Source organism: Pseudarthrobacter sp. S3 (genome assembly GCF_050156905.1).
Lineage (GTDB): Bacteria > Actinomycetota > Actinomycetes > Actinomycetales > Micrococcaceae > Arthrobacter.
On sequence record NZ_CP189583.1, the window covers coordinates 875,960 to 895,924 of the forward strand.

The window sequence follows — 19,965 nt, forward strand, 5'->3', positions numbered from 1 at the left end:
CTTTTGCGCCGCCCGGCGCCTGCAGCCCGCCGTTCACCGCAAATGGCACTCGGTGCGTGCACAATGCCATTTCCACGTCTGCGTGGCGTTGGTAGGGTGCCGTTGAGCAACCCACCGAAGCACAGAATCTCAAGGAAGAGACATGGTCAGCAGGCCTGACGACGCGGTAAGAGAAGCGCAAGGAGGCGGGCCGCTGATCGCAGATCCGAAGCTTCCGCCAACGGCCGTGGATGCGGCCGTCAGCGAGGCCGAAGACAGGAAATGGACCCCTGCCAAGATCGCACTGTGGTCAGCCATCGCGCTGCTCGGTGGCGTCGCCTGGTTCATGCTGGCGATCGTCCGTGGCGAGACCGTCAACGCGATCTGGTTCGTCTTTGCCTCGGTCTGTACCTATCTGATTGCCTACCGCTTCTATTCCAAGGTGATCGAACGCCTCATCACCAAGCCGGATGACCGCCGTGCCACGCCCGCGGAATACAAGGCTGACGGCAAGGACTACGTCCGCACCGACCGCAACGTGCTGTTCGGCCACCACTTCGCTGCCATCGCCGGCGCCGGCCCGCTCGTCGGCCCGGTCATCGCCGCCCAGATGGGGTACCTGCCCGGCACCATGTGGATCATCCTCGGCGTCGTCTTCGCCGGCGCCGTCCAGGACTACCTGGTGATGTTCTTTTCCATGCGTCGCGGCGGACGTTCCCTGGGCCAGATGGCACGCGAGGAACTCGGCGTCATTGGCGGCACCGCGGCCCTGGTTGCCACGCTGCTCATCATGGTCATCATCGTTGCAATCCTGGCCCTCGTTGTGGTCAACGCCCTGGGCGAAAGCCCGTGGGGTGTCTTCTCCGTCGGCACGACCATCCCGATTGCCCTCTTTATGGGCGTGTACCTGCGTTACCTGCGTCCTGGCAAAGTCATGGAGGTCTCCATCATCGGCTTCGTCCTGCTGATGGCCGCCATCATCGGTGGCGGCGCCGTCGCCGGCACCGAATGGGGCGCCGCGATGTTCCACCTGGACAAGGTCACCATCGCCTGGGGCCTGATTATCTACGGCTTCATCGCCGCGATCCTGCCCGTGTGGCTGCTGCTGGCCCCGCGCGACTACCTTTCCACCTTCATGAAGATCGGCGTCATCGGTATGCTTGCCGTCGCCATCATCGTGGTGCGCCCGGAAATCAACGTTCCGGCCTTCAGTGAGTTCGCCAGCCGGGACAACGGTCCGGTCTTCTCCGGCGCACTCTTCCCGTTCCTGTTCGTAACGATCGCCTGCGGCGCATTGTCCGGCTTCCACGCACTCATCGCTTCCGGTACTACGCCCAAACTCATCGAGAAGGAACGCCAGACCCGGTTCATCGGTTACGGCGGCATGCTGATGGAGTCCTTCGTTGCGATCATGGCCCTGGTAGCGGCGCTGTCGATCGACCGCGGCATCTACTTCGCGATGAACGCCCCCGCGGCCCTGACCGGCGGCACCGTGGAAACGGCGGCCGTTTGGGTCAACTCGCTGGGGCTCTCCGGTGTGAACCTCACCCCGGACATGCTGGCGCAGACCGCGAAGGACGTGGGCGAGCAGAGCATCATCTCCCGTTCCGGCGGCGCCCCGACCCTCGCCGTCGGCCTGGCGCACATCATGCAGCAGTTCATTGGCGGACCGGCCATGATGGCCTTTTGGTACCACTTCGCCATCATGTTCGAGGCACTCTTCATCCTGACCGCCGTCGACGCCGGCACCCGCGTCGCGCGGTTCATGCTGCAGGACTCGATCGGCAACGTCATCCCGAAGTTCAAGGAACACTCCTGGCGGATCGGCGCCTGGCTCACTACCGCGGTCATGGTGGCGGCCTGGGGCGCTGTGCTGATGATGGGCGTCACCGACCCCCTCGGCGGCATCAACACGCTCCTGCCGCTGTTCGGCATTTCGAACCAGTTGCTCGCAGCCATCGCGCTGTCGGTGTGCATGGCCATCGCGGCCAAGCGGGGGTCGTTCAAGTACCTGTGGATCATCGTTGTACCGTTGGCGTTCGCTGCGGTCGTGACCATTACGGCCAGCTTCCAAAAGATCTTCTCCACCACGCCAGCGGTGGGCTACTTCGCCAACAATGCCGCGTTCAGCAAGGCGCTGGCCGACGGCAAGACCTCTTTCGGCTCCGCCAAGACCCAGGCGGCCATGGAAGCAGTGGTACGCAACACCATGATCCAGGGCATCCTGTCCATTGTGTTTGTGGTGCTCAGCCTGATCGTGATCGTCGCCGCGATCCTGGCAACTATCAAGGCCTTCCGCGACCACACGGCAGGTATGCCCACGGTGGACAACGAGGACCGTCCGAGGGCATCCCGTGTCTTTGCTCCCGCCGGACTCATCCCGACGCCGGCTGAACGGGAACTGATGGCGAAATGGGACGAGCTGCCGGCCGATCAGCGGCTGGATAAGGCGGGGCACCACTGATGGGTGCGGTTGCCGGTGGTTTCCGTGGGTTCGCCACGTACTTCAAAGGGATCATGGGCGCCGATGCCTACACGAAGTACTTGGAGCACCACAACGCTTCCGGCCACGCGGAAGCGCCGATGACCGAACGCGAGTTCTGGCGCGACCGGACCGACCGACAGGACTCCAACCCGCAGGGCCGGTGCTGCTGATGTTGACGGCCCGCCAGCCTTCACCAGCTGGCCGGCTTCATCGACTGGGCTGCGCAGTCGTCCGCTCGTGAGAGTATGAACGCATGAGCGATCCCACAGACACTCAGCCTGATGATGTCCCCGTTGAGGGCAGGACCCTCGACAACGGCGAACCGGTCATGCCCGCCGCGGCCAGCCCGGCGGGAGCCGGTGCCGGTCCCGGCGCCCCTGGCCCGGTCAGTACCGACCCGGCGGCAAACGGCAACGCCAAAGGCAGCAACCTGCAGGACCTCGTGGACGAGCCCGCGAAAGTCATGCGGATCGGCACCATGATCCGCCAGCTCCTGGCGGAGGTGAAGTCAGCTCCGTTGGACGACGCCGCGCGCGAACGCCTGGCCGAAATCCACGAGCGTTCCATCAAGGAGTTGGAGGATGGCCTGGCGCCGGAACTTGTTGAAGAGCTGGAACGGATCAGCCTGCCCTTCCCGGAGAACGCCACGCCGTCCGACGCCGAGCTTCGGATCGCCCAGGCGCAGCTGGTGGGGTGGCTGGAGGGCCTCTTCCATGGCATTCAGACGGCTATCGCGGCCCAGCACGCGGCACGGGAGCAGGCCGCCGCGCAGCTGCACCTAAGGCAGCTTCCGCCGGGCACCATGATCGCCCCTGGTGTGGTTATCGGGGAGAACGGCGAGCCTCAGCGGGCCGCCGCAGGCCAGCGTTCTGGTCCGGTACCGTCCGGGCAGCCAGAGGACCCGGACCACGGCCCCGGCCAGTACCTTTAGGTTCCTGCGTGGGATTCTTTTCTGCCGCCCGCCAAGGGCGCAAGGACGATACTGAGCTGGGGAAGGGCCTTTGGCGCCGCGCCCATGATCGTTTCCACCGGGGCCTGGACCGCTATCACCAGGTCCTCGAAGGTGTCGAAGACGAGCAGCTTTACGCAGAACTCGTGGAAGTAGCCAACGAGCTGGCGGGGCTTATGGAACGCGTCCGTGTCGTTTGCGTCGAGGCCCAGCGGAAGTCGCCCAGCGAAGGCCTGGACATTCCCGGGGACTTGGCAGGTGTACACCGGTCGCTGTCGAAGGCGGGCAATTCGCTGGCCACCACCGCCGAGGCTGCCGCTATGCTGAGGCTCGCCGTCGGTCCCGTCCCGGTAGGGGCGGCTTCGGTGCGCCGCCGTGCGGAATCGGTGTTTGAGCAGGTGGCCGACGCTGAACGCCGGCTCGCCGAGGATGCCGCCGCCAGTGGCCAGCCGGAGAGCCTTTCTGGCTAACCGTCAGGCGGCGATCCTGGCCTGTCCGACGGCAACAGCGTCGATGACAGCCCAGGATTCCTCGCTGCCGCAGTTCCGGCTGGCGAAATGCTCGGCTTCCTCAAGGGAATCGAAGCCTTCACTGATGATCCGGCCGCAATCAGCGTCGAAGTACGTGACGTGAAATTCCTGTGCAAGTTGGTTTTCCATAAATCCAGTCTGCGACCGGGGTCTGACAATAATCGTTCATCAGTCCCGTGTGTTGCCAAGGCGGAGCACCCGCTCCTGCGCGAGCATGGCTGAACGCTTGGCCTTATCTGCTGTCCGCGCCGCTTGCCTGGCCTCGGCTGCCGCCGTGCCCAGACTCTTCCTGGCACTATCGAGCTGCTCTTCCGCGGCTCTGAGTTTGTCTCGCAGCTCACGTGTTTCGCGGGTCAGGTCCGAAACTTCCGCCTCCGTATCCGCCAGCTGCCTCCGCCGGTCCGCGGCCAGCCCGGCTGACTCCGCCTCGGCAGCCTGGGCCTCGGCCAGGGCAGCGCTGGCATTCTCCAAGGCGGAGGGGGACACCGGCCGCGGAGTCTCCCGGACTGCCTTAAGCCGTGGCTGGTCCGCAGGCCTGCGGGCGCCGCGTTCCGGCGCCGGCACTGCGCCCGGAAGAGCCACGGCCCCGTCAAGTTCTACGGTGTCCACGCCGTCGGCGGACAGTGCCTGGACCAGCAGTCCGCTTTGGACGGCGGCGGTGGCCCCTTCGTCGGCCGTCATTGCCTGCAGGGTCCGCCCGACGTCGGCCGCGATCGTTGCGCTGATGGTGCGCCCCTGGCGCTCGGCAACGGCGCGGGCGGTGTCGACGGCGATCCCCAGCAGGGTGCGGCGCTCACGTGCCAGTTCCCTCAGTGCGGCGGCGTCGAGGGATGCCTGGGCCCCTCGCATCCTTTGGCCGAGCTCGGCAAGCTGCGCGAGGACTCCTGGCTCATGGCTGGCCAGCATGTTGACGGCCCAGGCCGCCACTGATGGTTTTGGCAAGGCCTTGACGGCTGCCGGGAGCTCCTTTCCGGAACCGGCGGAGGCCTTGGCTGCCGCCGTCCGGGCAGCCACAAATTCCTCGAAGGGCAGGGCGTACAGTTCGAATGCGATAGCCGCCAGCGCTTTGTCATCCATGCACGCCATCATAGGTGGAGCGGCTGGGCGCGGCCGGGAAGCCGTACAGCCTAGACTGGCCGCATGAGAGGAGTGTGGGGGCTCATTGTCCGGCTGGCGGTTCTGATGTTGGCCGTTTGTATTCCGGTGGCGGGATGCTCGAACGTCTGTCCGGCCATGGGGTGGGTCAACTCCGTCACGGTTGAATTGTCGGGTGATGTCTCGCGGGTAGGCACCGTGCCGCTGTGTGCTGATGGCGCGTGCTCGGAGTTGCGGCCGGAACCCGGGACAGCAGTGCCGCGTATTGTCGTGACAACACCGCTGGATGCCGAGGCTTCTCTTGCACCGGAAGCTCAGCCGGCCATGGTCCCGTTTTACGCTGAACGGATCGATGCCGATACCTGGCGGTTCCAGTTCAATGTGAGCTTCCCTGACCATGTGACCGCGAAAGCGCTGTCTGCCACAGGCGAGGTCATTGCCGAGACGGACGCCGACCTGGACTGGAAGCGGGTGGGCGGCTCAGCCCAGTGCGGCGGGCCTGTGGAAGCTTCGCCGGTGCGGCTAGCGGTGCCCTAAACCTGAAAGTTCGGGCGAGCTGCGGGGGCTTCACGTGCGGTTCCCGCACGGCAGCTTCTTCCAGGAGGGCACGCCTGGGCGGTAAGCGGCTTCCCTGTTTAACCAGCGAAAAACCCCCTAAAAACCTTGGTTTCTAGGGGGTTTATCCCGAGCTTCCTATCAGAATCGAACTGATGACCTTTTCATTACGAGTGAAACGCTCTACCGACTGAGCTAAGGAAGCACCGCACAAATTCATCCGGCGTAACCGGGCGGTTCATGCAAGAGTCAACTGTAATAGAGTCCCTGCGCCCGGGTCAAAATGGGGTTCGAAAAACGTCAGCAGACCGTGTTGTCGGTGGGAACCGTTCCGTCCACGAGGTACTTGTCCACGGCATCTTCGATGCAGCTGTTGGCCCGGCCGTAAGCGGTGTGGCCTTCTCCCTGCCAAGTCAGCAGCGAGGCGTTGCCCAGCTGTTTGCGCAGGGACGCCGCCCATTCCACGGGGGTGGCAGGGTCTCCGGTGGTTCCGACAACTACAATCGGGGCTTCGCCGGCATATTCCACCGGGGCAGGAGTCCGCAGGCTTTTATACGGCCAGTCCAAACAGTTGGTGCCGCCGTAGGCGAAGAAGTAGCCCAGAGTGGGGGAGGCCTGCATAAGCCGTTGTTGTTCGGCGCGCATCGCTGCCGTGTCGGACACCATGGGGTAGTCCAGGCAGTTGATGGCGCCAAAGGCGAAAGTCGAGTTGGACGTGTACTTCCCGTCGGCGCCGCGGTCAGCGCCGAGGTCGGCCAGACGGAGCATCAGGCTCACGTCGCCCGTAGTGGCGGCCTCCAGGGCCTGGGTCAGGGCAGGCCAGCTCTGGTCGTTATACAGCGGGGTGATGAGGCCACTGACGAACATCGTGGCGTTCACCAGGCGGCCGTCCTTGGCCAGCCTGGGTGTCGACTGGACGGCGTTGATGATGTCGCGGATCTGTTGGACGCCGCTGTCCACGTTCCCGGTGAGCGGACACGAGGATTCCTGCTGGCAGCTTGCCACATAGGCCCTGATGGCCTTTTCGAAGGCCACCGCCTGGCCGCTGGTCAGCTCCTCGTTGCTGATGGAAGGATCCAGGGCACCATCGAGGACCATCCGGCCCACATTGTCCGGGAACAGTGAGGCGTAGGTGGAACCGAGGAACGTGCCGTAGGAGTACCCCAGGTAATTGAGCTTCGCGTCGTTGACCACAGCCCGCAGGACGTCCAGGTCCTTGGCCGCGCTGACCGTGTCCACATGGCCCAGTACAGGCCCGGTCTTTTCGGCGCACTGCTCCGCGATGGCCTTGTTGTCAGCCAACGCGGCGGCCAGCCCGGCGTCGGTATCCAGGGCGTAGACCTTGGCCCGTGACGCGTCCCGTTCGGCATCCGTCAGGCAGGTCACCGGGGCGGAGCGTTTGACGCCGCGCGGGTCGAATCCCACCAGGTCGTAGCTGGCCCGGACGGACTGCGAGAAGTGCGTTCCTGCCGCATCCTTGACGAAGTCGTAGCCTGACCCGCCCGGACCGCCAGGATTGACCAGTAGGCTGCCGGTTTTCTTGCCCGTGCTGGGAGCCCGCAGCGCAGCTATTTGGATCGTGTCGCCATCCGGCTTCGCGTAGTCCATGGGCACGGTGACCTTGGCGCACTGGAAGCCGTTTTCGCAAGGCTCCCACACGACCTCCTGGGCATAGAAAGCATCCAATCCGGCGGGCGCGGACGCCACGATGGACGGGTCTGCCTTGGCCCTGGGAGGGGCTGCGGCCGGGGTATTCCCGCCCAGGAGGCTGCACGAGGCCAGCGTCAGGGCCAGGATCAGGGCGCCGGCAGCCCGCAGCCCAATCACCAGGGATCGGGAGCGTGCGGGCAGGGGGCGTGCAGTCATCGAGCGGTCTCCTAGTAGTTGCTAGATCAGGCTGGCTGCCATCGACTCAATGGTCAATAGCGGAGCAACGTTAGTGGTGGTAATTCGTTGGCGGGCTTTGTTGATCGCGTCCATGCGGGCGAGGGTGGTCTCCGGGGCAGACCGGGCAGCGAATTCCTCCAGCTCACCCGTGAGCTCAACGTTCACCAGCTCCACGGCGTTCCCGAACTGGATGATCAGCACATCCCGGTAGAACGAGAGGAGGTCCGTCAGTGTCCGGTCCAGGGAGTCCGTGATGGATCGCTTGGCCCGCCGTTTCTGGTCGTCTTCCAGCTGCCTGACCTGGCTGCGCAGCGATGGCGGGAGCATCCCTGACTCCGGGGCGCCCAGGGTGGCCAGCAGCGCAGCCCTCTCGGCGGCGTCGCGCTCTTCATTGGAACTGCTGGCTTCCGCGGTGGCGATCTTCACCAGCTTGTCCGCCATCATCACCGCCGCGGTCACACCGCGCAGACCCAGCGGGAATCTCACGGTTTCCAGCCGGCGTTCCCTCGCCTCAGGGTCCCGCGCCAGCCGGCGGGCGATCCCAACATGGCTTTGCGCCGCGCGGGCCGCACGTTCGGCGAGGACCGGATCCACCCCGTCGCGCTTGACCAGCAAAGCGGCGACGTCGGCGGCCGGAGGAAGGCGCAGGGCCACAGTGCGGCAACGCGAACGGATGGTCACCAGGACGTCAGCGGGCGATGGTGCGCACAGCATCCAGATGGTCCGCGGAGTGGGTTCCTCGATGGCCTTCAGCAACACGTTGGTGGTCCGCTCGGCCATGCGGTCGGCGTCTTCCACCACAATGATGCGCCAGCGCCCGGAAGAGGGCCGGTTGCCCGCCTTGGAGACCAGGTCGCGGGCTTCATCGATGGTGATGGTGACCTTCTCGGTCCTGACGTAGGTCACGTCCGAATGGGTTTCGCCGAGGATGGTCAGGCAGGCTGGACACTCGCCGCAGCCGCGCCTGGCGACGTCGTCCTGGTCGCAGTTGAGGGCCGCCGCGAAGGCCTTCGCGGCGTTGGAACGCCCGGAGCCGGGCGGGCCGGTGAACAGCCAGGCATGGGTCAGTCCCTCTCCCCGCGAGGCCTGCCGGAGCTGTTCGACGACGGCGGGCTGGCCCTGAAGGTCGTCCCAGACAGTCACGCGGCGCCCCTGCCTGCAGACGCGAGCAGGGTATCCACCCGGGCGAGGATGCGCGCGGACAGTTCGGCGACAGGCAGGTCCGCCGGCAGGACCAGATAGGCCGCCGGCCGGCCGGCGGCCAGTGCGAGGAACGCTCCGCGGATTGTTGAATGGAACTCATCGGCCTCTGACTCAAGGCGGTCTTCGGCCGCGTCGCCGGCTGTTCGGCGGCGGCGGCCGTCAGCGGGATCCACGTCCAATAACACCGTGAGATCGGGCTGCAGCCCCGTCGTCGCCCATTCGTTGAGGGTACGCACGGCATCGGCACCCAGATCCCGGCCGGCCCCCTGGTACGCCACGGACGAATCAATATAGCGGTCCGTCAGGACAACCTCGCCGCGTGCCAGCGCCGGGCGGATGACCTGGCTGGCATGGGCTGCGCGGGAGGCGGCGAAGATGAGGGCCTCGGTGTGGGCGTCGATGTGGCCATGGCCGTGGTCCAGGACCAGGGCGCGCAGTTTTTCGCCAATGGGCGTCCCGCCGGGTTCGCGGGTCCGCAGGACCGTCAGGCCACGTGTTTCCAGGGTTTCGGCAAGCCGGCCAGCCTGGGTGGACTTGCCGGCGCCGTCGCCGCCCTCGAAGGCGATGAAAAATCCAGGGCTGTTGGTGGTCACTGCTCAAGACTACCGACTTCGGACACCGCTGCACGTCCAAGTACGCTTTCTCCATGAGTCTCCCGGAACAGTACGCAGCCTCCCTCTCGGCCGAAACCGTGGTGGTTGCCGCCGGCCGGCCGCCGCGTGAACGGGACGAGCCCGTCAACCCGCCCATCGTGCTGTCCTCGACATACTTCGGCACAGGAGCGCTGGGCGACGGGGACCGGGGCTATGGCCGCTATTCCAACCCCACCTGGGATCCCTTTGAGGAGGCCCTGGGCCAGCTTGAAGGATCCGACCTGCCCGGTCTGCTCTACGCGTCCGGACTCGCAGCCGTCAGTTCCGCGCTGTCCCTACTGCCCGCCGGAGGCGTCCTGGTGATGCCATCGCACAGCTACGCGGGCTCGCTGGTGATGGCCACGGAGCTGGCGCAGAAGGGCTTCCTGGAACTGCGGACGGTGGATATCGTGGACACAGACGCGGTCAAAGCACAGCTCGCCCCGCAGGGCCCGGACGCCAAGGCAGCCAGGATGCTGTGGCTTGAGAGCCCCACCAACCCCATGCTGGGCATCGCCGATATCCGGGAACTTACTGCGGCGGCCCATCGGGTGGGCGCCATTGTGGTCACGGACAATACGTTCTCAACGCCGCTGGTCCAGCAGCCGCTGAGCCTGGGTTCAGACGTCGTTCTTCACTCGGTGACCAAATACCTGGCCGGGCACTCCGACGTCGTCCTCGGTGCCCTGGTGACCTCCAACCCCGACATCCGGGCAGCGCTGTTGCACCACCGCATAATCCATGGCGGTATTGCCGGGCCGTTCGAGGCATGGCTGGCACTGCGCGGGCTGCGGACGCTTGCCCTGCGTATTGACAGGTCGCAGGCATCCGCCGCGGTCCTGGCCGAACGCCTCAGCGTGCACCCACTGATCGACAGCATCCGGTTCCCGGGCCTGCCCGCGGATCCCGGCCACGAACGGGCCAAGACCCAGATGACGGGTTTCGGTTCGATTGTGTGCGTGCAGATCGCGCCCGTTGCCGGCCTGAGCGGTGCGGATGCCGCGGATAAGCTGGTCCGCGCGCTGCAGCTCTGGCTCCCGGCCACATCCCTGGGCGGGGTGGAATCGCTGATCGAACGGCGCCGCCGCCACTCCGCTGAGCCGCTGAGTGTTCCGGACAATCTGGTGCGGCTGAGCGTCGGCATTGAGAATATTGAGGACCTCTGGGCCGATTTGAAGCAGGCACTGGACTCGCTGGGCCGCTAGGCTTGGACGGTGGACGGTGAACTGATAATTCGGCCTGTAGAGCTGGCAGTGTTTTTTATCCTTGCCCTGGTGGCATTCGGACTTGAAGTGTGGGCTCTGCTGGACTGCGTCAGGCACAAGTCCGCCGCCTTTGAAGCGACGGGCAAACGAACCAAGACCTTCTGGCTGGCACTGACCGGCGGCGCCACCCTGATCGGCGCCATCTCGCTCTTCAGTGGCGGCGGAATCTTCGGCACACTTGGCCTCTTTGGGCTCGCGGCCGTGGTTTCAGCCTCGGTGTACCTCGCCGACGTCCGGCCGGCGGTCAAGGACGCGGGCCGCGGCGGCAGCCGCAACACGGGGCCCTACGGCGGCTGGTAGTCCCCACCGGCCCCCTCAGGTCGCAAGCTCGCTGAGGGAACCCTGCCGGCGTGGGCCCACCACCGGCCGCCACCTAACCCAGTGGCGCCACAGCATCCCAGGCCACCGTCAGTTCGCCCAGGCGCCACCGCGACGGCCCGTCCTGAAGCGGCCACCCGCTGTCGAGCAGTGCCTTGCACATGGCGTGCCAGCGCTGCCTGTTACCGAATGACGCCAGCGGCGCCGACTCCAGCCAGGCCCGGTCCATGGCTTGCATCAGCCGGTGAACAGGCTCACCGGGAACGTTGCGGTGGATCAGCACCTTCGGCAGCCGCTCGGCAATTTCCGAGGGCAGGTCAAAGCTGCCGAACCGCACGGACATGCTCAGGGACAACGGCCGCTCGGCGTCGAGGGCAACCCACGTCACGCGCCGCCCGATCTCATCGCAGGTCCCGTCGATAAAGAGCCCGCCGGGGGCAAGCCGGCCCTGGACCAGCCGCCAGATCCCCGCCACGTCAGCCTCTTCATACTGCCGCAGGACGTTGAACGCGCGGACCAACACCGGGCGCCCGGGCAGCGGCAGCTCGAAACCGCCCACCTGGAAGCTCAGGCCCGGCCTTTCAAGCATTTTGGCCACCCGGACGCGCTCCGGCTCGATTTCGATGCCACACACCCGCACGTCCGGCCGGACGGTGCGGAGGCGTTCAAAGAGTTCGACGGCGGTGGCCGGCGTTGCACCGTAGCCCAGATCAACCACGAGTGGGTCTTCTGCGGCGCGCAGGCGCGAGGCCTGGGGGCCGGTGAGCCAGCGGTCCACCCGCCGCATCCGGTTGGGATTGGTGGTGCCCCGGGTGACGTTTCCAACAGGCGTGCCTGGCTTGGCGGGTTTGGCTGGCCCGCCGGCGGTTCTGCCCGAGATCTGGGCGTTTGCCACCCGTTCAGCTTTTTGCACCACCGCCCCACTGTATCTTCCAACGCGGAGTCACTTACGGCCCATCCAACGCTCCGCCATGGGCCGTAAGTGACCCCGCGTTGCAGAACGTAACGCCCGGCGGCGCCTCAGCAGATCAATTAGGATAAAAATCATGACTTACAAGCTGATTCTGCTGCGCCACGGCCACAGCGAATGGAACGCCAAGAACCTGTTCACCGGCTGGGTGGACGTTGACCTGAACGACCAGGGCCGCGAGGAAGCAGCACGCGGCGGCGAGCTCCTGGTTGAGAACGATCTTCTCCCGGATGTCCTCTACACCTCGCTCCTGAAGCGGGCCATCAACACCGCCAACAGCGCCCTGGACAAGGCAGACCGCGGCTGGATCCCCGTCAAGCGGGACTGGCGCCTGAACGAACGCCACTACGGCGCCCTGCAGGGCAAGGACAAGGCACAGACCCTGGCCGAATACGGCGAGGACCAGTTCATGGAATGGCGCCGGTCCTACGACACCCCGCCGCCGCCCCTGGCCGATGACTCCGAGTTTTCCCAGGCCCGCGACCCCCGTTACGCGGACCTCGGCGACTCACTGCCCCGCACCGAGTGCCTCAAAGATGTCCTGGTCCGCCTGCTTCCTTACTGGGAATCAGATATCAAGGAAGACCTCAAGGACGGCAAAACGGTCCTGGTCACCGCCCACGGCAACTCGCTGCGCGCCCTGGTCAAGCACCTGGACGGCATCAGCGACGACGCCATCGCCGGCCTGAACATCCCGACGGGCATCCCGCTGGTCTACGACCTGGACGAGGACTTCCAGCCGGTCAAGCCGGGCGGCACCTACCTGGACCCGGACGCTGCTGCGGAAGCCATCCTGGCAGTGGCCAACCAGGGCAAGAAGTAGGACTCCGCAGGTTCTTCGCCGAGTGCTCGGTCGTTCCTCCCTTAGACGCACTCCGGCCGAAGAACCCGCTGCGTTGACGGTTAATTGACGACGGCGGGTCGGTCACCGCAGGTGACCGACCCGCCGTCGTATGTGGTTCCGGAGTAGCTAGAAGCCCTGCGGCTGCCATTCGCCGGTGACCAGGTATGTGACCTTGCGGGCCACCGACACACCGTGGTCGGCGAAGCGTTCGAAGTAGCGGCTCGCAAGGGCCACATCCACCGTGGTGGCGGGGGACTCGGCCCAGTCCGGCGCGGCGATCGCCTTGAAAACGCTCAGGTGAAGGTCGTCGATGGTGCTGTTGGCCTTGAGGATGTCGCGGGCTACTTCGAGGTCCCGGGACTCCAGCAGCACAATGAGCTTGTCCGCGATCAGTTGGTCCTGCTCGGCCATTTTGTTAAACGTCTCCGTCATGGAGGCAGGAATCACAGTCGACGGGAAGCGCAGCCGGGCCAGCTGGGCGATGTGGCGGGCCAGGTCACCCATCCGCTCCAGGGAAGCGCTCATGCGCAGGGAACCCACGATCATCCGCAGATCGCTGGCGACCGGCCCCTGCAGGGCAAGGATATCGATGGCACGCTCATCGAGACTGGTCTGCAAAAAGTCGATACGGGCGTCCGCGGCAATGACATCCTCCGCCAGATCAACGTCGGCAACCTGGAAGGACGTAGCGGCCTTCCCCATTGCCTCGCTGACCAGCTTCGAAATCTCCACCAGCTGCTCACCCACCTGGGTCAGCTCTTCCTGAAAAACCTTACGCACGTGGGCGTCCTTTCTTTGGAACTCCGCCCCTCACGTGGCAGACGGAACTCTTGTCGCCATTCGGCACTCCAACGTATAACGCTGTCAGCGTCCGGTAAACGTTAAGTCGCTTGTAGATGAACGTTAGTTGAACCGTCTCCCCTAAGGACCAAGACGCACCGTCCGGCAATGAACCACGGCCTAAGCTGGAGCTGTGGATCCTATGCTCATCGGTGTCATCGCCGGCCTGGTCGGCCTGTCACTCGGCACTTTTGGTGTGCTCGCCTTCAGGATCAGTGAAAAGCAGCGCAAGCTTGTCGACGTCGACATGGACGAACCTGCCTTGCCTGCCGGCGCCGCGGAGGTGCTGGCCGTCGTCGGACGGGCTTTTGTAGTGGTGGACGCCGTGGACGGTGTGGTGCGGGCCAGCCCCGCAGCTTATGCGTACGGACTGGTACGCGGCCATACGGTGGTCCACAAGGAGCTGCTGGACATGACGGCCGGAGTGCGCCGCGACGGCGTGATCCTGGAGAAAAAGCTGGAGCTGCCGCGTGGCCCGCTGGGCCAGGGAACCATCATCGTGCAAGTCCGGGCAGCCATGCTCGGCGAGGAATATATTGTCCTGCTGGCCGACGACCGCACCGAAATCACCCGCACTGAGGAGATCCGCAACGACTTTGTGGCCAACGTGTCCCACGAGCTGAAGACCCCGGTGGGCGCAATTTCCCTGCTGGCCGAGGCGCTGGAGTCCTCAGCCGACGACGAACAAGCTGTTCGCCGTTTCGCCAAGCGGATGCACAAGGAATCGGGCCGCCTGGCCGCGCTGGTCCAGGACATCATCGAACTTTCCCGCCTCCAGGGTGCCAGCGTCTCCCAGGAGGGCAAGGCAGTGGACATCAACACGGTCATCACCGAAGCAGTGGACCGCTCCCAACTCCCCGCCGAAAGCAAGAACATCCGGATCGTAGTGGGTGACCGGGTTGAAGCAACTGTCTTCGGCGACCGGGACCTGCTGGTGACCGCACTGCGTAACCTGATCGACAACGCCATCCGCTACTCCCCGGAAAACACCAGGGTGGGCGTGGGCGTCCGGTCCAAGGAGGGGCTGATTGCCGTTTCCGTCACGGACCAGGGCGAGGGCCTGACCCCGGAGGACCAGGAGCGCGTGTTTGAGCGTTTCTACCGGGTGGATGCGGCGCGTTCGCGCCACACGGGCGGAACGGGCCTGGGCCTGAGCATTGTCAAGCACGTTGCCTCCAACCACGGCGGTGAAGTGACCTTGTGGTCCCGGCCCGGCCAGGGTTCCACTTTCACCCTGCGGCTGCCTGAGATGGAAAGCCGGGACGAACCGGATACTGCAGGTGCCAAACAACGAGTCGTACCCGAGCGTGTTAAAGAACGCGGTGTACATGAGCAAGGAGCCAGCTCTTGAGCAGGATTTTGATTGTTGAAGACGAAGAATCTTTCAGTGATCCGTTGTCCTATTTGTTGGGCAAGGAGGGATTCGAGGTTGAGGTTGTAGACAACGGCTTGGACGCCATCACCGAATTCGACCGTAATGGGGCTGATCTGGTGTTGCTGGATCTGCAGCTACCCGGCCTGTCAGGCACTGAGGTCTGCCGCCAGCTGCGGCAGCGCTCCAGCGTTCCGGTCATCATGCTGACGGCCAAGGACTCCGAGATAGACAAGGTGGTTGGCCTGGAGCTGGGTGCTGACGACTACGTCACCAAGCCCTATTCCTCCCGCGAGCTTGTGGCCCGCGTGCGGGCCGTGCTCCGCCGGCAGGGTGAACCTGAGGAGCTCATCTCCGCCACGGTGCAGGCCGGACCTGTCCGGATGGATATCGAACGGCATGTGGTCAGCGTGGAGGGACAGCAGGTCCTCTTGCCACTGAAGGAATTCGAGCTGCTGGAAATGCTGCTGCGCAATTCCGGCCGCGTGCTGACCCGCGGGCAGTTGATCGATCGGGTCTGGGGTTCGGACTATGTGGGGGACACCAAAACCCTTGATGTGCACGTCAAGCGGCTGCGCGGCAAGATCGAGCCGGACCCGTCCGTGCCCCGCTACCTGGTAACAGTCCGCGGCCTGGGCTACAAGTTCGAGCCGTAGGCTTCCCTACCGGTAAGGCATACAAAGCTTCAAGTGCACAAAAGGAGGGTCTCCCCGCGGGGAGACCCTCCTTTTGTGCTTTGTTGCTGTTTAGTGGGCCGCGGCTGTGCCGGTGGCCGACGGCGACGGGCTGGGTGTGGCGGAACCGGTCGGTTCGCTGCCAGCCGGCAGGTACTCCTTGTACTCCGCCAGCGAATCATCCAGGACAGGGATCCGGACAGTCTTGCTCACGTTGGTGCCGTCTTCAGTGACCTTGACGTCCACCAGTGAACCGGCGATGCCGCCGCTGGTGCTGAGCATGGCCTTGTCCGTGGAGTCGTTGAGCAGGGTGTAGGAGTTGGCTTTCACCGGCACCTGTGTCTGCGAACCCTCGGCACCGTTGACCGTGAGCTTGACGTCCTTTGAAGAGGAGTTGTAAACCGCGCCGAGCAGGCGGCCGGGCTTGTCTTCGCCGGCGGAGACTATCAGCATGTTGCGCAGCTGCAGCGGACCCAGGTCGGCGCGGATACCGTCCGACGCCGCGTACTGGTGAGAAGTCTGTTGGGGGTTGATGTAGCCACAGCCGGTCATCGTCGCCAGGACGAGGGCCAGGGATCCTGCCGCCAGTGCCAGTTTTCCGCCCTGGGCCCGGTTCATCGCAGTGAAACGCACGTCACGTACTCCTCGAGAGTCTTGAAACATTATTCAGCCATAGCCTAACGGCAAACCGGGCCAAACGAGGATTCCGTGCGGTCACATTGCCCTTGGCAGCAGGCCGCGCATGCACTATTATCTGCATCCGTCAAGGGGTCCAAGGGGGTCTATTCTGCCCATTTTCCGCGTATTTCCGGGGTTCCGGGGCCGGTTGGAGGCCAGTCATATGCCTGGATCGTGATAAACTGGTCTGCGGGAAAGGGGAATGTTTACATGGTATTTGAGGTCGGCGAGACAGTAGTTTACCCTCACCACGGTGCTGCAAAAATTGAAGAAATCAAGATGCGCACTGTCAAGGGCGAAGAGAAAATGTATCTCAAGCTCAAGGTGGCTCAGGGTGATCTGACCATTGAAGTTCCAGCAGAGAACGTTGACCTTGTTGGGGTCCGTGACGTTGTGGGCAAGGAAGGTCTGGAGCACGTATTTGACGTGCTGCGGGCCGAGTTTACTGAAGAACCCACCAACTGGTCGCGCAGATACAAGGCAAATCTGGAGAAGCTTGCTTCCGGTGACGTCATCAAGGTAGCAGAGGTTGTTCGCGACCTCTGGCGCCGTGATCACGATCGGGGCCTTTCCGCAGGTGAGAAGCGCATGCTGGCCAAGGCCCGTCAGATTCTGATTTCAGAACTTGCATTGGCTGAAAAGACTGATGAAGAGAAGGCTGCAAGCGTTCTCGACGAGGTCCTGGCTTCCTAAGAATTGAACCCCGGGGGCACGCAAGTGCCTCCGGGGCTTCTTTTTGCCCTTTTTCGGACCACGATCGGACCACGTCCGATGCGCCAGGCGCGTCGGACGGTCGGGATTCGGCAGGCCGGGCAGGCGGGCACGTAGGCTGGGCAGCATGAACAACGGACTTCCGCGCCCCGTCACCGCCGTCGTCATAGTGGCTGCCGGTTCCGGCGAACGGTTGGGTTATGGCATACCCAAGGCGCGTGTGCCACTGGGGAGCGACACCATCCTCACCCATGCCCTCCGGGGCGCCGCCGCAGCCGGCGTTGCACGCCAGATCTGTGTGGCCCTTCCGCCCGGCGATGCCGTCCTGCAGGAATTGTGCGAGGACTTCGCCGAGGAACTCCGGGCAGCGCACGACGGAAACCCGGACAGCGCTCCTCCTGTTCTGACAACGGTCGACGGCGGCGCCACCCGTGCCGCGTCCGTCCGGTCAGCGTTGGCCGCCTTGCTGGACGGCACCGAAGCCGTGCTGGTCCACGACGCCGCCAGGGCGCTGACGCCCGAGTACGTCTTCCACCGGGTAGTTGATTCCCTGGCTGCCGGCGCCGTTGCGGTGATTCCGACGGTACCGGTGGTGGATACAGTGAAGATGGTTACCCCCACCACCGGTGACGACACCAGCATCGCCCCGGAACTCGTGACGGGTACTGCCCCGCGGGAAGAGCTCCGCGCGGTCCAGACACCCCAAGGGTTCCGCCTGTCCACGCTGATCCAGGCCCATCAGGCGGCGTCGGGCTTTGATGAGAAACAAGCGGCCGCGGTCACCGACGACGCGATGCTGGTCGAACTGCTGGACGTTCCGGTGCACGCGGTCCATGGCTCCACGCAGTCATTGAAAATCACCACGCCGCTGGACCTGATTATTGCCGAGGGCCTGCTGGAAGGTCCGCTGGGTATCCGCTGGGTGGAAGGTTAGTCGTGAGTGAAACCAAGATGATCCTGCCCCGCACCGGAATCGGCCTTGATGTCCATGCCTACGCCTCCGATGACCTTCCCCGTCCGCTCTGGCTGGGCGGTCTGTTCTGGGAAGGCGAGCGTGGCCTGGCCGGGCATTCGGACGGAGACCCGGTGGCTCATGCCGCCGCCGACGCACTGTTCTCGGCCGCCGGCATCGGGGACCTCGGTACACACTTCGGCACCGACCGCCCGGAGTTCGCCGGCGCCTCCGGCGTCACGCTGCTGGGAGAGGCGGCCAGGATTGTCCGTGCTGCGGGATTTGAGATCGGCAACGTGGCTGTGCAGTTCGTGGCCACCCGGCCCAAATTCGGCCCACGGCGGGAAGAGTCCCAACGCGTGCTGAGCGAGGCGGCGGGGGCTCCGATCAGTGTCACTGCCACCACCAGCGACGGACTGGGTTTCACCGGCAGGGGCGAGGGCATCTCCGCCATCGCCACCGCTTTGGTCTATCCGCGCTGATACACCCGGGCTGTTCAGTCCGGATAGGGCGTGGGAGCCGGCGCGCAGGCCTTTTCCGCTAATCTGGAGCGGTGACTCTCCGCTTCCATGACACCGCTGCCGCCGAAGTCCGTGACTTCGTTCCCCTCGTCCCGGGAAAAGCGAGCCTGTACTACTGCGGAGCCACCGTGCAGGGCATGCCGCACGTGGGCCACATCCGCTCGGCGATCGCCTTTGACCAGCTCACGCGCTGGCTCGAGTACCGGGGGCTGCGGGTCACCGTGGTCCGCAACGTCACGGACATCGATGACAAGATCCTGACCAAGTCTGCAGAGTCGTTCGCCCCGGACTTCGAAGCCGGCCCGGACGCCGTCCGCGAGGAGGAATGGTGGGCACTGGCCTACCGCTACGAGCAGGCGTTCCTGCAGGCCTACGACACGCTCGGTGTTGCCCGGCCCACCTATGAGCCCCGGGCAACCGGGCATATCCCCGAAATGCATGAGCTGATCCAGCAGCTGATCGACCGGGGTCACGCCTACCCGGCGCTGGACGACTCCGGGGATGTTTATTTCGACGTGCGCTCCTGGGATAAGTACGGGTCACTGACGCGCCAGAACATTGACGACATGCAGGGTGCCCCGGACGCCGATCCCCGGGGCAAAAAGGACCCCCGCGACTTTGCGCTGTGGAAGGGCTCCAAAGACGGAGAGCCGACGACGGCGATCTGGGCGTCGCCCTGGGGCCCCGGCCGCCCGGGCTGGCACCTGGAATGCTCCGCCATGGTCACAAAGTACCTCGGCACCGAGTTTGATATCCACGGCGGCGGACTGGACCTGCGCTTCCCGCACCACGAAAACGAGATGGCACAGTCCCAGGCCGCCGGGCACGGGTTCGCCAACTTCTGGATGCACAACGGCATGGTCACCTACCAGGGCGAAAAGATGTCCAAGTCCATCGGCAACACCATCAGCCCTGCGGAGATGCTGGACCTCGCGTCACCGCGGGTGGTCCGCTACTACCTTGGGCAGGCGCAGTACCGCTCGGTCCTGGACTACCAACCCACGTCCCTGCAGGACGCCGCGGCCGCCGTCGAACGGATTGACGGGTTCATCAGTCGTGCGCTTCGGAGCACTATGACTCATGACGGCGCTGCCGGCTTCTTCAGCTACGGCACCGTCCCGGAGGCTTTTGCCGCGGCCATGGACGATGACCTGAATGTCCCAGCGGCCCTTGCGGTCCTGCACGAGACTGTCCGGGCCGGGAACACCGCGCTCACCGCCGGGGAACTCGACGACGCCCGGCAGGCGCTCGCATTCGTGACCGACATGCTCCGTGTCCTTGGTCTCAGCGCCACCGCGGCGCCCGTCGCCACTGGCCAGGCGGACAGGGCCCTCGAGGTGCTCGTCGAAGCCCAGCTCGCCGCGCGTGCCCAGGCCCGGGCCGGCAAGGACTGGGCAGCCTCCGACGCCATCCGGGACACGCTGAAGGCGGCCGGCGTCGTCGTCGAAGATGGCCCGGAAGGCGCTACCTGGAGCCTGCAAAGGAACTGAACTGGCGATTTTACT

At 65.0% G+C, this 19,965-nt stretch carries 22 protein-coding genes and 1 tRNA gene; 14 read left to right on the plus strand and 9 right to left on the minus strand.

The annotated features are described in order from the left end of the window. The first annotated feature begins 142 nt into the window (after nt 1-142). The 4 genes from ACQCSV_RS04315 to ACQCSV_RS04330 all read left to right on the plus strand — a co-directional run bounded on the left by ACQCSV_RS04315 (nt 143) and on the right by ACQCSV_RS04330 (nt 3,883). Nucleotides 143-2,443, plus strand: coding sequence for a carbon starvation CstA family protein (locus tag ACQCSV_RS04315; RefSeq protein ID WP_354154643.1), 2,301 nt, complete (start codon nt 143-145; stop codon nt 2,441-2,443). Next, complete coding sequence (locus ACQCSV_RS04320; protein ID WP_354154642.1) at nt 2,443-2,634, plus strand: YbdD/YjiX family protein; 192 nt, start codon at nt 2,443-2,445, stop codon at nt 2,632-2,634. The genes ACQCSV_RS04315 and ACQCSV_RS04320 overlap by 1 nt, the downstream gene beginning before the upstream one ends. 83 nt (nt 2,635-2,717) lie before the next feature. Continuing rightward, nucleotides 2,718-3,395: a bacterial proteasome activator family protein gene (locus ACQCSV_RS04325; RefSeq protein ID WP_354154641.1), complete on the plus strand. Its 678-nt coding sequence runs from the start codon at nt 2,718-2,720 to the stop codon at nt 3,393-3,395. Between the two features lie 8 nt (nt 3,396-3,403). Beyond that, nucleotides 3,404-3,883 carry a hypothetical protein gene (locus ACQCSV_RS04330; RefSeq protein WP_282330000.1) on the plus strand — a complete coding sequence of 160 codons (480 nt, stop codon included), beginning with the start codon at nt 3,404-3,406 and terminating at the stop codon, nt 3,881-3,883. 3 nt (nt 3,884-3,886) lie between these two features. On the opposite strand, the gene ACQCSV_RS04335 is transcribed toward ACQCSV_RS04330, so the two are convergent. Further along, the gene (locus ACQCSV_RS04335; protein ID WP_354154640.1) at nt 3,887-4,072 is read right to left on the minus strand and encodes a hypothetical protein; all 186 of its coding nucleotides are present in this window, start codon (nt 4,070-4,072) and stop codon (nt 3,887-3,889) included. A gap of 39 nt (nt 4,073-4,111) precedes the next feature. Next, complete coding sequence (locus ACQCSV_RS04340) at nt 4,112-5,020, minus strand: hypothetical protein (RefSeq protein ID WP_426939197.1); 909 nt, start codon at nt 5,018-5,020, stop codon at nt 4,112-4,114. 63 nt (nt 5,021-5,083) lie between these two features. Between ACQCSV_RS04340 and ACQCSV_RS04345 the strand changes: the two genes are divergently transcribed. Beyond that, complete coding sequence (locus ACQCSV_RS04345) at nt 5,084-5,575, plus strand: hypothetical protein (RefSeq protein WP_354224107.1); 492 nt, start codon at nt 5,084-5,086, stop codon at nt 5,573-5,575. Between the two features lie 150 nt (nt 5,576-5,725). Here ACQCSV_RS04345 and ACQCSV_RS04350 read toward each other — a convergent pair. The 4 genes from ACQCSV_RS04350 to tmk all read right to left on the minus strand — a co-directional run bounded on the left by ACQCSV_RS04350 (nt 5,726) and on the right by tmk (nt 9,276). Beyond that, nucleotides 5,726-5,798, minus strand: a tRNA-Thr gene (locus tag ACQCSV_RS04350). Between the two features lie 95 nt (nt 5,799-5,893). Then, entirely contained in the window at nt 5,894-7,459 is a 1,566-nt protein-coding gene (locus ACQCSV_RS04355; protein ID WP_354154637.1) for an alpha/beta hydrolase, read from the minus strand. 21 nt (nt 7,460-7,480) lie between these two features. Further along, nucleotides 7,481-8,623, minus strand: a complete 1,143-nt coding sequence (locus ACQCSV_RS04360; protein WP_354154636.1) for a DNA polymerase III subunit delta' — start codon at nt 8,621-8,623, stop codon at nt 7,481-7,483. After that, the gene (gene tmk / locus ACQCSV_RS04365; protein WP_354154635.1) at nt 8,620-9,276 is read right to left on the minus strand and encodes a dTMP kinase; all 657 of its coding nucleotides are present in this window, start codon (nt 9,274-9,276) and stop codon (nt 8,620-8,622) included. The genes ACQCSV_RS04360 and tmk overlap by 4 nt, the downstream gene beginning before the upstream one ends. 53 nt (nt 9,277-9,329) lie before the next feature. On the opposite strand from tmk, the gene ACQCSV_RS04370 reads away from it, so the two are divergent. Then, entirely contained in the window at nt 9,330-10,520 is a 1,191-nt protein-coding gene (locus ACQCSV_RS04370) for an aminotransferase class I/II-fold pyridoxal phosphate-dependent enzyme (RefSeq protein ID WP_354154634.1), read from the plus strand. A 9-nt stretch (nt 10,521-10,529) separates the two neighbouring features. Then, nucleotides 10,530-10,880 (plus strand): DUF2516 family protein, encoded by a 351-nt coding sequence (locus ACQCSV_RS04375; RefSeq protein WP_354154633.1) that lies wholly within the window; start codon nt 10,530-10,532, stop codon nt 10,878-10,880. Between the two features lie 73 nt (nt 10,881-10,953). Here ACQCSV_RS04375 and ACQCSV_RS04380 read toward each other — a convergent pair whose 3' ends face one another. Next, nucleotides 10,954-11,814, minus strand: coding sequence for a class I SAM-dependent methyltransferase (locus tag ACQCSV_RS04380; protein ID WP_354224109.1), 861 nt, complete (start codon nt 11,812-11,814; stop codon nt 10,954-10,956). A gap of 130 nt (nt 11,815-11,944) precedes the next feature. On the opposite strand from ACQCSV_RS04380, the gene ACQCSV_RS04385 reads away from it, so the two are divergent. After that, the gene (locus ACQCSV_RS04385) at nt 11,945-12,691 is read left to right on the plus strand and encodes a phosphoglyceromutase (protein ID WP_354154631.1); all 747 of its coding nucleotides are present in this window, start codon (nt 11,945-11,947) and stop codon (nt 12,689-12,691) included. A 147-nt stretch (nt 12,692-12,838) separates the two neighbouring features. Here the strand turns inward: ACQCSV_RS04385 and phoU are convergent, their stop codons facing one another. After that, nucleotides 12,839-13,492 carry a phosphate signaling complex protein PhoU gene (gene phoU / locus ACQCSV_RS04390; RefSeq protein ID WP_354154630.1) on the minus strand — a complete coding sequence of 218 codons (654 nt, stop codon included), beginning with the start codon at nt 13,490-13,492 and terminating at the stop codon, nt 12,839-12,841. A 202-nt stretch (nt 13,493-13,694) separates the two neighbouring features. Between phoU and ACQCSV_RS04395 the strand changes: the two genes are divergently transcribed. Both ACQCSV_RS04395 and ACQCSV_RS04400 read left to right on the plus strand, forming a co-directional pair. Then, a complete protein-coding gene (locus ACQCSV_RS04395; protein WP_354154784.1) occupies nt 13,695-14,903 on the plus strand; it encodes an ATP-binding protein in 1,209 nt (402 codons plus the stop codon). Beyond that, entirely contained in the window at nt 14,900-15,580 is a 681-nt protein-coding gene (locus tag ACQCSV_RS04400; RefSeq protein WP_185262586.1) for a response regulator transcription factor, read from the plus strand. The genes ACQCSV_RS04395 and ACQCSV_RS04400 overlap by 4 nt, the downstream gene beginning before the upstream one ends. Before the next feature lie 90 nt (nt 15,581-15,670). On the opposite strand, the gene ACQCSV_RS04405 is transcribed toward ACQCSV_RS04400, so the two are convergent. Next, nucleotides 15,671-16,216, minus strand: coding sequence for a hypothetical protein (locus tag ACQCSV_RS04405; protein WP_426939523.1), 546 nt, complete (start codon nt 16,214-16,216; stop codon nt 15,671-15,673). Between the two features lie 270 nt (nt 16,217-16,486). Here ACQCSV_RS04405 and ACQCSV_RS04410 point away from each other — a divergent pair, with 270 nt between their 5' ends. The 4 genes from ACQCSV_RS04410 (at nt 16,487) to cysS (ending at nt 19,950) form a co-directional block, all read left to right on the plus strand. After that, a complete protein-coding gene (locus ACQCSV_RS04410) occupies nt 16,487-16,969 on the plus strand; it encodes a CarD family transcriptional regulator (RefSeq protein ID WP_026266570.1) in 483 nt (160 codons plus the stop codon). Between the two features lie 145 nt (nt 16,970-17,114). Then, on the plus strand, nt 17,115-17,921 hold the full coding sequence (gene ispD / locus ACQCSV_RS04415) for a 2-C-methyl-D-erythritol 4-phosphate cytidylyltransferase (protein ID WP_354154628.1): 807 nt from the start codon (nt 17,115-17,117) through the stop codon (nt 17,919-17,921). Between the two features lie 17 nt (nt 17,922-17,938). Further along, nucleotides 17,939-18,421 carry a 2-C-methyl-D-erythritol 2,4-cyclodiphosphate synthase gene (ispF, locus tag ACQCSV_RS04420; RefSeq protein ID WP_354154783.1) on the plus strand — a complete coding sequence of 161 codons (483 nt, stop codon included), beginning with the start codon at nt 17,939-17,941 and terminating at the stop codon, nt 18,419-18,421. Between the two features lie 71 nt (nt 18,422-18,492). Then, nucleotides 18,493-19,950, plus strand: a complete 1,458-nt coding sequence (gene cysS / locus ACQCSV_RS04425) for a cysteine--tRNA ligase (protein ID WP_426939198.1) — start codon at nt 18,493-18,495, stop codon at nt 19,948-19,950. Nucleotides 19,951-19,965 lie beyond the last annotated feature (15 nt).

Coding starts and splice junctions, on each gene's coding strand:
- ispF (WP_354154783.1), top strand. CDS start 17,939: ATGATCCTGCCCCGCACCGGAATCGGCCTTGATGTCCATGCCTACGCC.
- ACQCSV_RS04335 (WP_354154640.1), bottom strand. CDS start 4,072: ATGGAAAACCAACTTGCACAGGAATTTCACGTCACGTACTTCGACGCT.
- ACQCSV_RS04325 (WP_354154641.1), top strand. CDS start 2,718: ATGAGCGATCCCACAGACACTCAGCCTGATGATGTCCCCGTTGAGGGC.
- ACQCSV_RS04410 (WP_026266570.1), top strand. CDS start 16,487: ATGGTATTTGAGGTCGGCGAGACAGTAGTTTACCCTCACCACGGTGCT.
- ACQCSV_RS04355 (WP_354154637.1), bottom strand. CDS start 7,459: ATGACTGCACGCCCCCTGCCCGCACGCTCCCGATCCCTGGTGATTGGG.
- ACQCSV_RS04345 (WP_354224107.1), top strand. CDS start 5,084: ATGAGAGGAGTGTGGGGGCTCATTGTCCGGCTGGCGGTTCTGATGTTG.
- ACQCSV_RS04340 (WP_426939197.1), bottom strand. CDS start 5,020: ATGGATGACAAAGCGCTGGCGGCTATCGCATTCGAACTGTACGCCCTG.
- ispD (WP_354154628.1), top strand. CDS start 17,115: ATGAACAACGGACTTCCGCGCCCCGTCACCGCCGTCGTCATAGTGGCT.
- ACQCSV_RS04405 (WP_426939523.1), bottom strand. CDS start 16,216: ATGAACCGGGCCCAGGGCGGAAAACTGGCACTGGCGGCAGGATCCCTG.
- ACQCSV_RS04370 (WP_354154634.1), top strand. CDS start 9,330: ATGAGTCTCCCGGAACAGTACGCAGCCTCCCTCTCGGCCGAAACCGTG.
- ACQCSV_RS04315 (WP_354154643.1), top strand. CDS start 143: ATGGTCAGCAGGCCTGACGACGCGGTAAGAGAAGCGCAAGGAGGCGGG.
- ACQCSV_RS04385 (WP_354154631.1), top strand. CDS start 11,945: ATGACTTACAAGCTGATTCTGCTGCGCCACGGCCACAGCGAATGGAAC.
- ACQCSV_RS04320 (WP_354154642.1), top strand. CDS start 2,443: ATGGGTGCGGTTGCCGGTGGTTTCCGTGGGTTCGCCACGTACTTCAAA.
- ACQCSV_RS04395 (WP_354154784.1), top strand. CDS start 13,695: ATGCTCATCGGTGTCATCGCCGGCCTGGTCGGCCTGTCACTCGGCACT.